Source organism: Desulfoluna butyratoxydans (assembly GCF_900699765.1).
Taxonomy (GTDB): domain Bacteria; phylum Desulfobacterota; class Desulfobacteria; order Desulfobacterales; family Desulfolunaceae; genus Desulfoluna; species Desulfoluna butyratoxydans.
Map to the genome: position 1 here is coordinate 342,883 of NZ_CAADHO010000003.1, position 15,488 is coordinate 358,370.

At 60.5% G+C, this 15,488-nt stretch carries 11 protein-coding genes; 10 read left to right on the forward strand and 1 reads right to left on the reverse strand.

The genetic code is table 11. From position 1 onward, the window contains the following. Positions 1 to 62: 62 nt before the first annotated feature. The 4 genes from MSL71_RS10415 to MSL71_RS10430 all read left to right on the forward strand — a co-directional run bounded on the left by MSL71_RS10415 (position 63) and on the right by MSL71_RS10430 (position 5,830). Complete coding sequence (locus MSL71_RS10415; RefSeq protein ID WP_180139945.1) at positions 63 to 2,555, forward strand: right-handed parallel beta-helix repeat-containing protein; 2,493 nt, start codon at positions 63 to 65, stop codon at positions 2,553 to 2,555. A gap of 88 nt (positions 2,556 to 2,643) precedes the next feature. Continuing rightward, positions 2,644 to 3,576, forward strand: a complete 933-nt coding sequence (locus MSL71_RS10420) for a glycosyltransferase family 2 protein (protein WP_180139948.1) — start codon at positions 2,644 to 2,646, stop codon at positions 3,574 to 3,576. An 11-nt stretch (positions 3,577 to 3,587) separates the two neighbouring features. Beyond that, positions 3,588 to 4,703 carry a glycosyltransferase family 4 protein gene (locus tag MSL71_RS10425; RefSeq protein WP_180139951.1) on the forward strand — a complete coding sequence of 372 codons (1,116 nt, stop codon included), beginning with the start codon at positions 3,588 to 3,590 and terminating at the stop codon, positions 4,701 to 4,703. Positions 4,704 to 4,732: 29 nt separating this feature from the next. Continuing rightward, positions 4,733 to 5,830: a glycosyltransferase family 2 protein gene (locus MSL71_RS10430; protein WP_218951000.1), complete on the forward strand. Its 1,098-nt coding sequence runs from the start codon at positions 4,733 to 4,735 to the stop codon at positions 5,828 to 5,830. 104 nt (positions 5,831 to 5,934) lie between these two features. On the opposite strand, the gene MSL71_RS10435 is transcribed toward MSL71_RS10430, so the two are convergent. Beyond that, entirely contained in the window at positions 5,935 to 6,219 is a 285-nt protein-coding gene (locus MSL71_RS10435; RefSeq protein ID WP_180139957.1) for a hypothetical protein, read from the reverse strand. Positions 6,220 to 6,777: 558 nt separating this feature from the next. On the opposite strand from MSL71_RS10435, the gene MSL71_RS10440 reads away from it, so the two are divergent. The 6 genes from MSL71_RS10440 (at position 6,778) to MSL71_RS10465 (ending at position 15,471) form a co-directional block, all read left to right on the forward strand. After that, positions 6,778 to 7,641 (forward strand): ExeA family protein, encoded by an 864-nt coding sequence (locus MSL71_RS10440; RefSeq protein ID WP_180139959.1) that lies wholly within the window; start codon positions 6,778 to 6,780, stop codon positions 7,639 to 7,641. Positions 7,642 to 7,994: 353 nt separating this feature from the next. Beyond that, the gene (locus MSL71_RS10445) at positions 7,995 to 8,708 is read left to right on the forward strand and encodes an ElyC/SanA/YdcF family protein (protein ID WP_180139961.1); all 714 of its coding nucleotides are present in this window, start codon (positions 7,995 to 7,997) and stop codon (positions 8,706 to 8,708) included. 81 nt (positions 8,709 to 8,789) lie between these two features. Then, entirely contained in the window at positions 8,790 to 10,787 is a 1,998-nt protein-coding gene (gene asnB / locus MSL71_RS10450; protein ID WP_180139963.1) for an asparagine synthase (glutamine-hydrolyzing), read from the forward strand. A gap of 33 nt (positions 10,788 to 10,820) precedes the next feature. After that, the gene (locus MSL71_RS10455) at positions 10,821 to 11,906 is read left to right on the forward strand and encodes an adenine nucleotide alpha hydrolase family protein (RefSeq protein WP_180139966.1); all 1,086 of its coding nucleotides are present in this window, start codon (positions 10,821 to 10,823) and stop codon (positions 11,904 to 11,906) included. Between the two features lie 2 nt (positions 11,907 to 11,908). Beyond that, positions 11,909 to 12,247, forward strand: a complete 339-nt coding sequence (locus tag MSL71_RS10460) for an acyl carrier protein (protein ID WP_218951001.1) — start codon at positions 11,909 to 11,911, stop codon at positions 12,245 to 12,247. Between the two features lie 14 nt (positions 12,248 to 12,261). After that, positions 12,262 to 15,471 carry a non-ribosomal peptide synthetase gene (locus MSL71_RS10465; RefSeq protein ID WP_180139969.1) on the forward strand — a complete coding sequence of 1,070 codons (3,210 nt, stop codon included), beginning with the start codon at positions 12,262 to 12,264 and terminating at the stop codon, positions 15,469 to 15,471. The last annotated feature ends 17 nt before the right edge of the window (positions 15,472 to 15,488 follow it).

The following is a 15,488-nucleotide window of genomic DNA, read 5'->3' on the forward strand; positions in this document are numbered from 1 at the left end:
GGGGCGGTGTGTTTTTGCATGGGGTTTTGAGGCAAGTCGAAAAAAAACGTGGATGGAGGAAAATGATGGACGAACGGACAAGGACAAAGGGCGCTGCGGGCCGATGCTGCATGGTGATGTGGGCGGTGCTGCTCATGATTGGGGCCGGGGTCGCGGAGGTCCGGGCAAAGGCGCTGTATGTGGCACCCGGGGGCAGCGATTCCGTCTCCTACGACAGCAACACCATCGACAAACCCTGGGCCTCGCCCCGGCAGGCCTGGTTCAACGCACGGGCCGGAGACACCGTCTATTTCCGGGGTGGCAGCTACACCATCTCCTCGGAGATCGATACCAAGAGCAGCGGAAATGACGGCACATCCTCAAGTCCCATCACCTTTCGGAACTACGAAAACGAAGACGTGACCTTTGTCAGCACCCTGGGATCGGCCAAGGTGTTTGACATCGAGCGAAACTACAACGTCGTCAGGGGGATCAACTTCCGCGGGGGCGGCATCTTTTTCCATGTGGGCTACAACACCACGGCAACGAATTTTACCATCTCCCACTGCACGGCCGAGATGACCGACGGCGGGGACAACGTGGCCTTTGTCAAAGCGTCGATCCGGGCCGAAAACCTCCTTATGGAACACTGCACGGTGAGGGGGCCCGGCTTTAACGTCCACCAGAACACCGCCGGGGTGATTTTCTTCCGCAGCCCCGGGGCCAGGGTTCTCCACTGCGAGTTTTCCAACTCCCCCATCGGCATCTTTTACAAGCATGCCAACGAAGTGAACTCTCCCCAGATCGAGATCGCCTACAACTACATCCACGACACGGCCACTCGTTACTCCATCCTCACCAACACCAACTACGCCTACATCCACGACAACGTCATCGGCGTGAATAACGTTAACTTCCGTGTGAACAGCGAAAACGGCGGGGACGGGGGAGACAACAACAAGATCTGGTACAACACCGTGTTCGGGGCCCAGCTGCTTTTGAGCGACGACGCGGACGGGGCCCGGAACAACGACATCCGGGGCAATGTTTTCACCCAGGAGATCCCCATCCACCGGTATGAGAGCACGGCCCACAATTCGGTCATGGACGAGAACCTGCATCCCAGCGGGACCATCGTTATCGAAAACAGGGTGAACTATGACCTGAACGCCTGGCGCAGCCACACCGGTGGCAGCGCCAACTCCAAGCTCATGGGCTCCACCTCCGCAGATTTTGTGGGGGGCAGCTCGCCCTCTTCCCTCGACGGGTATGCCTTGAGCAGCTCCAGCGCCGGGTACATGGCCATCAGGCGGGATGTGGATGGAGACGGCACGTCCGAAGCGGCCAGCATGGGGGCATACATCCCCCTGGTGGGACCCCAGGACGGTGGGGACGAACCCGTGGACCCGGATCCTCCCGATTCCAATGTGCCGGTGCCCCGTGTGGACAGCGTGGAGGTGGTGGATGAGGTGGCCGGGGACGACACCATTTTCATGGACGATTTTGAATCGTCTTCCCTTTCCAGCGACTACTCCGACTACAACGCCGGGGACAACACCGCCCTGTCCATTACTTCGGACCAGGGGTTCGGCGGCTCCTCCAAGTCTCTTGTGGCCAAATGGTTTACCGCAGGCCAGGTGAGCGCCGGGTCGGTCTCCTACTTCTTCGGCCGAAACCCTGCGGGTTCCAAAAGCCGCAGCTCCGAGGATTTCGATGAGGTTTTCTGGCGGTTTTACATCAAGCTCTCCAAGGGGTGGGAGGGCAACGCCAAAAAAGTCACCCGCGCCTCGGTGTTTTCCGCCTCGGACTGGCGCCAGGCCATGATCGCCCACGTGTGGCACGGCAATGAGCTGGCCCTGGGAACGGACCCCAAGACCTTTGTCTCAGGCAGCACCGTCACCTCCACCACCTACAACGACCAGAACAACGGGACCTGGCTGGGGGCCAAGTCTGGGAGTACCCAGATCTATGCCACGGACAACGCCGACCATTGGATCTGCATCGAGTCCCGGGTCAAGCTCAACTCACCGGGCAACAGCGACGGGGAACAGGACCTCTGGATCGACGGGGAGCTGGAGATTCGCCAGACAGGCCTCAACTGGATCGGTTCCTGGCGTGACTACGGCATCAACATGATTTCCCTGGGCAACTATTGGAACGGTGGGTCCCCCCGGCCCCAGCAGCGGTATCTGGATAACCTGGTCATCGCCACCTCACGCATCGGCATGGCAGGCTCTCCGGTGAATCCCGCCATTTACAAAACCGCCTTTGACTATGCGGGCCACACCCAGAGCGGGTTCGAAGGGCAGGTGAGCACCACGTCTTCGGAGACCGGCATGGTGTGGGCCGGGCAGGTGTCGGGCACCGGCAACACACTGGTGGTGAACAGCAGCTCCGGTGCCTTCCAGGGAAGCCTTGCAGGCCAGGCCTCCCTGGCCCAGTGCACCACCTACTACGCCCGGGTCCGACAGGCCGACGAAGGGGGAAACCTCTCGGGCTGGTCCCCCTGGAAGATGTTCGTCACCCTTGAGGCCCCCTGGGGCGGCGGGGAGGTCGGCCCCCTTGAGGTGAACTGAAACGGCTTAAATCATGACAGCGATGCCTCCGGCAGGGCCGCGGAGGCATCGTTGACAACCTAATACTATAAAAGACCAACGGAGACCCATGGATTCACAAGGTCCATCCCTGTCCGTCATTATTCCCGCCTACAATGAAGAGGATTTCATCGGCGCCACCCTGGGGCGTGTGTTTGAGCTGCTGGACGACGACCTTCTCAAGGAGGTGGTGGTGGTGGACAACGGCTCCACCGACGGTACCGCAGCCATTGCCCGGGGGGTGGAGGGGGTGACCCTTGTCCCCCTTGCCGAGGCCGTCACCATTTCGCGGGCCCGCAATATCGGGGTTGCCTCGTCAACAGCCCCGGTCCTGGCCTTTCTGGACGCCGATGTGCTCATCACCGACGAATGGGTGAGGCAGCTCCGCCAGGAGCTTCCCCTGCTGGAGGGCGGTCCCCTGGTGGTGACCGGGGCCCGGTACGACCTCTCCGAAGAGCCCAGCGCCCTTGAGGAGGTGTGGTTCGCCCATCTGGTCCGGCGGACCCATCGGGCCGCCACCTACCTCAATGGTGGAAACATCATCACAACGCGGGCCGTGTTTGAGGCAGTGGGCGGGTTTCGGGAAGACCTGGTGACGGGAGAGGACGTGGATTTCTGCGACAGGGCCCGGGCCGCCGGGGCGGCGCTGCACATCAACCCGGGGTACAGGACCCACCACGAGGGGTACCCGAAAACCGTGAAGGCGTTTTTCCTAAGGGAGCTCTGGCACGGCACCGGGGACATGCAGAGCTTTGCGGCCTTTACCCGATCCAAGGTGGCCGTGGCCGCTTCGGTCCACAGTGCCCTGTGGTGCCTGTCCCTTCTCCTGCTGGTGACGGGGCGCTTTGCAGGGGCCATGGTGGCTGCGGTGGTGGCCGTGGCTCTCAACGTGGGGCTCACCGTCACCAAATTCGGTTTTATCACGCCCCGGGCCCTGGTGCCGAATGTGTTCTACCATGGGGTGTACCTGGTGGCCAGGAGCCTCTCTTTTCTTAAACGCTGACCCGAAAGGCCATGATGCGCGTCTGTTACATCGTCTCCGATGATCTCTGGGCCGGTGCCGAGGTCATGGCGTGGAACCTTGCCCGGACCCTGCATGCGTCGGGCAGGGTGGACGTTCAGGTCATCGCCCTGAACCCGGGGCGGCTCTCCCGCCTCCTCCGGGAAGAGGGTGTGCCCGTGTGGGTGGTGCCTGAGGAGACCCTCTCCTTTGGGGCCCTGTTGGTGAAGGTGCGCAGGATCCTCAAGGACACAGCGCCGGACATTGTCCATGCCCACCGATACAAGGAGAATATCCTCGCCTTTCTGGCCTGCGGCCTGGTGCGAAGGCCGCGGCTGGTCTCCACCCAGCACGGGATGCCGGAGACCTCCCTTAAAGAGTCAGGGATTCTGAAACGATGCGTATCACGGATCAACATGCTGCTGCTCACCCACGGCTTTCACCGGTATGTCTGTGTCTCCGACGATTTAAGGAGAGCCATGGCTCGCAGTTTCGGCCTCAAGGATGGGAAGGCCTGTGTGGTCTACAATGGGGTCACCCCCTCTGGGGGCCTTGCACACCGGCCGGCAGGGAACACCCTCACCATCGGCTCCGCAGGCCGGTTTTACCCGGTGAAGGATTTTGCATTGATGATCGATACGGCCGAGGCCGTGGGGCGCCTCCTGCCTGAGGTGAGGTTCAGGCTGGCCGGGGACGGCCCCTTGCGGGATGCCCTCCAGGGGCGGGTCCAGGCTGCAGGGCTATCGGACCGGTTCTCCTTTGCCGGGCATGTGACGGACATGCCCGCCTTTTACCGGTCCATCGACATCTACCTTAACACCTCCGTGCACGAAGGCATCCCCATGAGCATCCTGGAGGCCATGGCCGCCGGGGTGCCTGTGGTGGCCCCCGATGTGGGGGGGCTCGGCGAGATCATTACCCACGGCAGGGACGGGTATCTGGTGCCCACCCGGGACCCGGGGGATTTTGCCCGGTGCCTGGTGCCCCTATGTGAAAGCGGTGATCTGCGCGGGCAGGTGGCCCTCCGTGCCGAAAAAACCGTTCAGGACCGTTTCTCCGCCGAGGCCATGGCGGAGCATTACCATCAACTGTATGAAGGGGTGCTGGACCGGCCCGGGGGGGATCGATGAGTGCATGGCTGTTCGCGGGGTCCGTGTTCATGATTTTTTTCGCTTACTTTGGCTACCCCCTGTCCCTGAAGCTGATCCGGCCGAGGCATGCCCCGGTGCAAAAGATGTCCATTCTTCCGTCGGTGACCTTTATCATCGCAGCCTACAACGAGGAGAAGAGGATCGGGCAGAAACTCGAGGACACCCTTGCTCTGGACTATCCGCAGGACTCCTTTCAGGTGGTGGTGGCCTCCGACGGCTCCACCGACGGCACCGCCGATATTGTCAGGACCTTTGAGGACCGGGGGGTTGAATTTCTCGAAATGCCGGGGCGCAGCGGCAAGGAGCGGGCCCAGAAGGCCGCCCTGGAGCGTGCCCGCGGTGAGATCGTGGTCTTTTCCGATGTGGCCACTGTCCTGGAACCCCACGGGATCCGGGCCATTGTCGCCAACTTTGCGGACCCGTCGGTGGGGTGTGTCTCCAGCGAGGACAGGCTCCTGGCCCGGGACGGCAAGCCGTGCGGGGAAGGGGCCTATGTCCGCTATGAGATGTGGGTGAGGCGGGTGGAGTCTTCGGTTCACTCGGTGGTGGGGCTCAGCGGCTCTTTTTTTGCCGCCCGAAAAGAGGTGTGCCGGGATTTTTCCGGGGAGATGCAAAGCGACTTCAGGATGCTGCTGTCCGCGGTGGCCCTGGGGTATCGCGGGGTCAGCGATCCCAAGGTCCTGGGGTATTACCAAGACATCGCAGACCCGGACAAAGAGCTGAGCCGGAAGATCCGTACCGTGGTCCGCGGCCTCACCGTGTTTTTTGAAAACAGGCGGTTTCTGAACCCCTTCAGGTACGGTCTTTTTTCCTATCAGCTCCTGGGCCACAAGCTCTGCAGGTGGCTGGTGCCCTTTTTCCTTGTGGTCGCCTTTGGGGCCAACCTGGTCCTTGCGCTCTCGTCGTTTTTTTTCTGCCTGCTGTTTGTGGGGCAGGCGGCGTTTTACGGTATTGCCGCCGCCGAGCATGTGAGAAAGGTCCCCTTTGGCCACTCCCTGCTCCGGATTCCCGGGTATTTTGTCACCGTGAACATTGCCATTGCCCTGGCCTGGAAACTTTACTGGAGCGGGCATCGCATCGTGATGTGGACCTCATCGGAGCGGTAAGGAAAATGATGGAGGAAGAACAAGGAGGCAGTCCATGGAAAAAGGAGAATGGGGTGCCATTCTCCTTTTTTCATGGGCATGCCCCCCCCAGGGGGGGAGGCTGCTCAGTGGGCTTTCTTGGCTTCGAGGCGTCGCCGGCAGATACCGGCAAGGCCGAACAGGGCGATACCGAGGAAAAAGAGCGACGCGGGGTCGTAAACCGGCGCTGCGTCAGCCTTGGCAGCCTTTGGTGTGGTGAGGCTTCCGCTGACGGGTTGCACGGCGTGGCCCATGGTGCGGGAGGTGTCCTGACTGCTGAAGGACGTGGTGACCGTCACGGGCGAGTGGGTCGTATCGGCGGAGGCTATCAGCTGGTGATGGGTTGTGTACCCGGCCTCCGGTGCCACCATGGATTCATGGATAGTATGTGGTGAGGCAAAAACAGTTTCCCTTGCCAAGAAAATGGCGAAAAACGTCAATAGCCAAGGGGTCAAACGGTATTTCATTATGTCTCCAAACGTGGGAAGGGTAAACGATGAGACGATATGTCGGAGCATGACGGAGATGTTTGGAATCGCGGCCCATGGGCGTTGTGCGATCCGGTCATGACGAGGGGGAGTGAGAGGTTACAACTTAAGTGGAAAATACTGCAGGAATGATGCCAGAACACCCTGATGAATCGCAGGGTATGGATGGTTCGTAAATACACCATGTTCAGTTCAAGATGCCATGGGCGGGGCTGGCGCGGAGTGTGGCGGTGTGTACCTTTTTACATACTTTGATGTGTTGATGTGTAACCGATTACACAGTTTGTCCCGCCCGGGAAGCCCGAATACGCCGACGGAAAAACGTCAATGCCATTGGGTTTGATCAAACCACCAGAAACCTCAAGAGTTACCGGTTGTAACGGCATTCGTCGATTTGGTGTCATTGTTATTCCATGAAATATCCGGGCAAGGAGTGTAGCCATGTACGTAGAGCACTATAGCCTGAAGACCAAGCCCTTTGAAATCACCGCGGACCCGGAGTTCCTCTGGCTCGGGGAGAAGCACAGGGAAGCCTATGCCATGCTGCGGTACGGGGTGCTTGAGAACAAAGGGATCCTTTTGCTGACCGGTGATGTGGGGGCGGGAAAAACCACCCTGATCAAGGCCCTTGTGGGGGACCTGTCCGGGGATGTGATCTGTGCCACCGTCCCGGATCCCGGGGTGGGCGTGATGGACTTTTACAGGTTCATGGCCCGCGGGTTCGGCATTGATGCTTCCTTCTCCTCCAAAGGTCAGTTCATCACCGTTTTCGGCACCTTTCTTCATGAATGTTTCAATAGACGAAAGATCGTTCTGCTTATCATTGACGAAGCCCAGAGGATGAGCGAACGATTGCTGGATGACGTGCGCATGCTCTCCAACCTGGAGCACAACGGTGTCAAGATGCTCAACATCTTTTTTGTGGGCCAGCAGGAGTTTCTGGTTGCCATCGGCACCCAGAAGTTCAGGGCCTTTCGGCAGCGCATTACCCTCAGCTATGCCATCGAGCCCCTGGACCTGGAGGAGACCTACCGGTATATCGCCTCGCGGCTGAAGAGGGCCGGGGCAAAGACCAACTGCTTTACCAAGGGTGCCATCAAAGAGATTCACGAGTATTCAGGGGGCTCGCCGAGGGTGATCAACCTGCTCTGCGACATGGCCATGATGGTGGGCTTCTCCAAGGGGGTAACACGACTGGAAAAACAGACGGTCCGGGATGCAGCCGAAAAGCTGCCCGGGGTGACGGCTCCCGTGAAGAAAAAACGGAAGCTGAGACGGGACGAGCCCCGTGAACCGGCGGTTTGAATTGTCTTGATGTATTGAGATGCTGTGCTATAATGTATTTAATTTTTAATCCCTTATAAACTGAGCGTGACAGCCTCATACCTTGTTTTTCATCATGCCTTGCGCAGATTTGCAAGGGATGATGACGGGCTGAAAAGTGGTATCGTACCGCGTTTTTCGTGCCTTTGTTTCCGTGCGTCTGCAGCTTGTCCGCTTGCCGGGGCCTCACAAGCCGTTTGACCGAGACCGTCTTTATCCCACTCACCTCTGTACTCTGTCTTCCTTGAGCACCCCTGTCTCTCATCCCCGTGTATCCCTCAGGTTCATGCTGACATCGCAGGTTATCTCAGCGCATCCATCGGCGCCACCAGTCAATGCCGTCCACCCACGGCTTCGAAGGGATCGGATCGTTTATCGTGCGCAGGCCAAAAGCAACAACGGAAAGATTCGTCCCTCCATGGGCGACGGTGCGGCTCTGGGTGCTGGGCGCTGGTCTTTTTGTGTGCGGGGCATGCCTTCTGGCCTTGTCTGTTCCGGCCGTCAAGGTGGAGCTGAGGGCCGCCCTCGGTGGGGAGCTCATCGACGTGGATTCCCCGCTTCCGGGGAAAGTGGACGTGATTTACGTTCTGGGTGGGGGCGTTCGAAGCACCCGTGCCCATTTGAAACGGGCGGCAAACCTGTACCATCAGGGTGTCTCGGAAAAGATCCTCTACTTTCACCGGGACGGTGACACGGTGAGGGACTGGTCCCTGGGACGCGACATCAGCCGTGACGCCTGGGTGATCAGGCAACTGGCCGCCCGTGGGGTTCCCGTCCCGGCCACCGAGGCCGTCCCTGTCATGGAGGGGTTCTGGGGGACTTACTCCGAAGCCGAGGCGGTGTCGGCCCTTGTGGTGGAACGACGTCGGAAGAGCCTGCTGCTTATCACCTCGCCACACCATACAAAGCGCGTTCGGCAATCCTTTGCCTATTTTCTCCGGGGGCAGGGGGTCTCCGTCTTCGTGGGCGGCTCCGAGGACACGGCCTATCTCCGGGAGCTTTTGATGGAGCACCTGAAGGTGAGGGTGTACGGAATGTTTCTGCTGTAGGAAACCTCGATGAAAATCGACGGCGCACCGGGATCCTGTCAGGGAAAGACGGTGCGGCGGACAATGCAAGGAATCATGCCTATGTGCGGCGTTTCAGGGATATTGGGCGGTCACCTGGACGGACCGTCAAGGGAGAGGGCGATCTGCTCGATGGTCTCCACCTTGACCCACCGGGGACCCGACGGATGGGGCATCTATTGTAGCGGTGAGTTGGCGCTGGGGCATACCCGGCTCTCCATCGTGGACCTTCAGGGCGGTCATCAGCCCATGATGAGCGACCGGTTCGTGATCTGCTACAACGGAGAGATCTACAACCATATTGAGCTCCGGCAGGAGCTTGAGAAGAAAGGGGTCACCTTTGAGACCACGTGTGACACGGAGGTGGCCTTAAAGGCCTTTGAGGTCTACGGCACCGATGCCTTCTCCCTGTTTAACGGGCAGTTTGCCATGTTGATCTGGGATCGGCAGAAAAAGGAGCTGGTGGTGGCAAGGGATCGTTACGGCATCCGTCCCCTGTACGTCCTCCAGTATGGGGGCGCCTTCTATTTTTCCTCGGAGATCAAGGCCTTCGATACCCTGGAAGGGTACCGGCGCACCATGGACATGCAGGCGCTGTTCGAGCATGCCCTGCTGTGGAACACCATGGGGGACAGCACCGTTTACAACGGGATCCGCAGCGTGTCGTCCGGGACCTTTGAGCGGTTCACGGCCCAGGGCCGGGTCGGGGGCGGTCGCTATTACGAGATCGGCGAATCCTGCGGGGCGTCTCCGGAGACCCTTGAGGAGGCGGGAGAACTCCTGGAATCCCTGCTTTTGGATTCGGTGCGCCTGCGGCTCAGGAGCGATGTGCCGGTGGGGGCCTACCTGAGCGGGGGCATCGACTCGTCCGTGATCACCCACCTGACCTCGGTGTGGAACCGCGAGAAGTTCAAGACCTTTTCCGTGGCCTTTGAAGACGCCGAGTTTGATGAGTCCTTTTTCCAGCGGGAGATGGTCTCCCGCATCAACTCGGATCACCTGGCCCTTCAGGTGGGCTACAGTCACATCAACGAGCATTTCCTCGATGCCGTGTATCACTTTGAGCGGCCGGTGTTCCGCACGGCAGGGGTCCCCCTGTTCATGCTCTCTGAGAAGGTCCGGGAGCACGGGATCAAGGTGGTGCTCACCGGGGAAGGGGCCGATGAGATCCTCTGCGGGTACGACTCCTTCAAAGAGCTCAAGCTCCTGGAGTTCTGGGGGCGGGACCCCTCCTCCACCATGCGTCCTCTGCTGATCAAAAAGCTCTATCCCCACCTTCGGCACTACAGCAACCCCAGGCAGTACGGGTTGATGAAGATGTACTACGAGGGGTTTCTCGGGGAGTATGACAACGAGCTCACCGGCCTGAACATCCGCGCCGGCAACAACCGGATCCTTGCCAAATACTTCCACAAGGACCACCCCGTGACGTTCGAAAAGGAGCGCCTCATCGAGACGGCCAGGCAGGTGCTTCCCGACAATTTTTCGTCATGGACCCTCCTCCAGAAAAACCAGTTCATGGAGATGAAGACCCTCCTTTCCGGCTACCTGCTTTCGTCCCAGGGGGACCGCATGTCCCTGGCCCACAGCGTGGAGGGGCGCTATCCCTTCCTGGACCACCGGGTGGTGGAGGCCCTCTTCTATTTCAAGGACAGGTTCAAGCTCCGGGGCTTTTCCCAGAAGTACCTGCTGGGCAAAACCTACGGGCACCACCTGCCCGATGCCATCGTCAATCGCCCCAAAAAACCCTACACCGCCCCGGACCTGAAGTCCTTTTTCCATGGGGGCGGCCTCTCGGAGCAGGCGGCACACTTCCTCTCCCCTGAGATGCTCCGGGAATACGGGGTCTTTGACGAGACCATGGTGGAAAGGCTGGTAAACAAGTTCAACCGCCAGATACCTGCTGAGATCGGCTACCGCGACAACATGCTCATCACCTTTATCCTGTCGTGCCAGATGACCCACCACTGGGCGGGGCACCCGAAAAAGGACCTGCTGGATCCGGCGTCCATGACGGTGAGGATCGACGACCGGCAGGGAACCACAGGGGCTGTTGGATAGGATCGTTGACCTAACCCAAGAGAGGACCATTCCATGAGGGAACATACCCAGGACCGCTGCGTCAGCTGCGTTCTTTCCGCTTCTTTTCCGGGCATTGAGTTTAACGCTGAAGGGGTCTGCAACTTTTGTCGGAACAAGCTCCAGATAACCTCCGATGCCGAGGCCATTGCCCGCGCAAAAGAGAAGATCGAGTCCACCATCAGCCAGCAGCGCGGCCAGGGCCGGTACGACGCCCTGATGTGTTACAGCGGCGGCAAGGACAGCACCTATACCCTGATGCTTGCCGTGCATAAATACGGGCTGAGGGTGCTCTCCTTTACCCTGGACAATGGGTTTTTGTCTGCCGGGGCCATGGACAACATCAACCGGGTGGTGGACGGCCTGGGCGTGGACCAGGTGACGGTGAAGCCGTCGTCGACCTTTTTCCGGTCCGTGGTCAAGGCCAGCGCCCTCAACGATATCTTTGGGGACCGGGCCCTTGTGCGCATCTCCTCCGGGTGTCATGCGTGCATCTCCCTTGTGAACATCACCGCCCAGACCATGGCCCTTGAAAAGGGCATCCCCTTTATCCTGGCCGGGTTTACCCTGGGCCAGATTCCAGCCAACGGCGTGATGTACAAGACCAACTACCGCTTTTTGATGGACAGCCGCAAAACTGCCATGGACAACCTCAGGGCCCACGTGGGCGACGAGGTGGATGCGTATTACGGGATCCGGGAGTCCCTCATCGATGCGGTGACCTCCTACCCGTACACCATGAACCTGCTCTGCCTTGAAGATATCACCGAGGCCGAGATCGTGCGGGCCATCGAGCCCCTGGGCTGGCAGAGGCCCGGAGATGTGGACGGTTGCTCTTCCAATTGCCGCCTGAACACCTTCAACAACCATATCCACCAGGTGAAATACGGATACAGCCCCTATGAACTCGAACTCAGTCACCTTATCCGAAAAGGGCTGATGGCAAGGGACGAGGCCTTGGAGAAGATATTTGATCAGCCGGTTGATCAGTTTCAATCGGTGATGAGCCAACTCGGCATGACAGACAACGACATCGATTCCCTTGAACCCCGGAGGCAGGAGGCCTGTTCCGGGGGCCTGGGAGCGATGGGGGGGACTTGACCATGGGATCAGTGAACTCAGGAGACCGCCCCGACAATGGGGCTGAAGGAACCAACACCATCGTGTTTCGAAAAAAGGAGATCCAGGAGGCGCTGCTGGAATTCATCACACGAAACTTCATGGTGGAACGCAGTGACATCAAACTGGATCTCTCCATGATTGACGAAGGGATCATTGATTCCTTCGGTCTGGTTGAAATCGTCACCTTCATGGAGACGACCTTCGACATGGAGGTGGCCGACGACGACATGAACCGAGACAACTTCGGCTCGGTCCTGAAGATCGTGGATTACATCCACAGGCAGACCGACACCGACATCCCAATCCGTGCCGCAACATAACCCCGGGAGGTATTATGACGACCTTCAGCAGCGAGGCCGCGAGTTATCCTGCATCGGCCATTCAAGAGCAGTTCTGGCTCATCAATCAGCTCCATCCGGAGAGCTCTGCCTACAACATTCCCCTTTTATTTCGCATCAGGGGGCCCCTTGATCGCGACAGCCTGGAAAAAAGTCTCAACGACATGATCGGACGCCATCAGATCCTTCGGACCCGTTTCGCCATGGACCGGGGGGATCTGGTGCAGCATGTGGCGCCCAGCCTGAACCTTCCCCTGGCCTGCGATGTGCCGGAAGGGGAGGAGGCGGTGAACCGCTGCGTCCGTGAGGAGCTGAGGCGGCCCTTTTCCCTGTCGGAGCTTCCCCTGATTCGCTTCCGGCTTTTTCGGACAGGGGAGGAGGAGCATCTCTTTCTCATTGTCATGCACCATATCATCACCGACCTGCGGACCAAGGAGCTCTTTACCGAAGAGCTCTCCTCCCTGTACGGAGCGGCGGTGACCCGACGCCCGGCCCTTCAGCCCGCCTCGTCGGTGCCTTATGCTGAGTTTTCGAGGTGGCAGAGGGACTGGCTCGCAGGGGATGAGTGCCGCTCCATGCTGGTGTACTGGAAGGAGCACCTCAAGGGCCGCACCGATTCCCTTGACCTGCCCATGGAGAAAAAGCGGCCGTCGCTTCTCTCCCTGGAAGGGGAGGCCGTGTTCTTCCATCTGGAGCCCTCCTTTGTGGGGGAGTTAAAGCAGTTCAGCAGAGACCGCAGCGTCACGATTTTTCTGACCCTTCTGGCCGCCTACGCGGCCTTGCTTTTCCGCTACGGCGGCAATCCGCAGCTCACCATCGGCGTGCCCCTGACCAATCGTCGCAAGGAAAGATACAAGGATACCCTGGGGTGTTTTGTCAACATTCTCCCCCTGGCCGTGACCGTATCCGGGGAGACCAGCTTCCCGGAACTCCTGGGCAAGGTCCGACAGGCCATGCTGGGAGCCCACAGGCATCAGGAAGCGCCCTACCGCCTTCTGGCCCATACGGTGGAGCCCAGGACAGGGGCCAGCCACAACCCCCTGTTCCAGGCCGGGTTCACCCTGGATCCGCCTGTGGGCATGAGCTTAGAGGGCCTTGAGGTGGAACCCGTGGCCGTGCACAGCGGGGGCGCTCAGCTCGATCTCTTTTTTACCTTCTGGGAAGGGGACGACGGGATCAGGGGGTATTTTGAGTACAACTCAGACCTCTTTGACGAGGCCATGGTCCGGCAGGTGTCGGAAAATTACCGAACGCTTCTCCGGGAGGTGCTCCGGGACGGGGACCGCCCCATTGCCGCCATTCCCGTGGTGTCCGAAGGGGAAAAAGAGACCCTGTGCGTGGCGTGGAATCAAACGGAGGCACCGGCTTCCCGAGGCACGGTGGTGCACCGGCTTATCGAAGCCCAGGTGGATGCCGCCCCCCATGCCGTGGCCGCTGTATTTGAAGGGGAGTCCCTCACCTACGGTGAGCTGAACCGGCAGGCCAACCGGCTGGCCCGGTACCTTGGGACCCAGGGCGTGAAACCCGGCGATCTTGTGGGGATCCACATGGAGCGCTCCCTGGACATGCTCGTGGCACTGGTGGGGACCATGAAGGCCGGGGCGGCCTATGTCCCCCTGGACCCGGCCTTTCCCGAAGAGAGGCTCCAATACATGCTTTCCCACACCGCGGCCTCCGTGGTGTTGACCCAGGAGAGCCTCAAAGGGACCCTGCCCGCGTGCACGGCCCGCCGGGTGTGCATGGACACCGACCGGGGGGCCGTGGCCGAGCAATCCGACGACAATCCGGAGGTGGCGGTCTCCCCCGACGACCTGGCTTACGTGATCTATACCTCGGGGTCCACGGGGCGCCCCAAGGGCGTTGCCGTGCACCACGACGCCGTGGGCAACTTTTTGTCCAGCATGGCCAGGGAGCCCGGGCTCACATCCGAGGACGTGGTGCTGGCCGTGACGACCCTCTCCTTTGACATCACCGTCCTGGAGCTCTACCTGCCCCTTATCGTGGGCGCCAAGGTGGTCATCGCCCCCAGGGAGACCGTGGCAGACGGGCGGTTGCTTTTAGAAGCCCTGTCCCGGCATGGCGTGACCCTGCTCCAGGCCACCCCCGTCACCTGGCGCCTTCTCGTTGCCGCCGGGTGGCAGGGGGGGGATAACCTGAACGTCCTTTGCGGCGGCGAAGCTCTGCCCGCGGATCTGGCCGCCGCCCTTACGGCCCGGTCGTCCCGGGTGTGGAACATGTACGGCCCCACCGAGACCACGGTCTGGTCCACCTGCGCCCGCATCACGGACGGGGAGGCCAGGGTGACCGTGGGCCGCCCCATCGACAACACCCGCACCTACATCCTGGATCCCTGGATGCAGCCGGTTCCCACGGGGGTCTCAGGGACCCTTTTCATCGGCGGGGCCGGGGTGGCCAAAGGGTACCTGCACCAGCCCGACCTGACCCGGGAGATGTTTGTCCCCGATCCCTTTGCCGGGGAAGCCGGGGCCCGGATGTACAACACCGGGGACCTGGCCCGTTACCGCGCCGACGGCACCATCGAGGTGCTGGGGCGTTCGGATTTTCAACTCAAAATCAACGGGTTCCGCATCGAGGCCGGGGAGGTGGAGACCGTGCTTTCCGGCCATCCGGCAGTCTCCCAGGCCATTGTGTCGGCCCATGAGTTTGAACCCGGGGATGCCCGGCTCGTGGCGTACATCACCCACACCAACGGCGGCCAGACCCTGGTCTCCGATCTCAGGGCACACCTTGCAGGGAGCCTGCCCGATTACATGATCCCCTCCATTTTCATGCCCCTTGACTCCCTGCCCCTGACCCCCAACGGCAAGGTGGACCGCAAAGGGCTTCCGGTGCCGGATACCCGGCGGCCCCGGACGGACCAGGCGTTCATGGCCCCGCAAAGTGATCTGGAAAAGCTCCTCTCGGAGATCTGGAGCCAGGTGCTGAAGGTGGACACCATCGGCACCGGAGACAGCTTTTTCGAGCTTGGGGGCAACTCCCTGCTCGGGGTGCGGGTGGTGGGGAAGGTGGGGGAATCCCTGAAACGGAAGGTCCCTGTCCTGGCGCTGTTTCAGTATCCCACCATTGCCGCCTTTGCAGGCTACCTCGCAGGGGAATCAGCGCAACCGGCTGTGGCCCAGGACAAGATTTCTGATCGCGCCACACAGAAGAAGCGGGCAATGGCCCGCCGACGGCGGTCGCCATAAGGCGTCGGCGACGCATC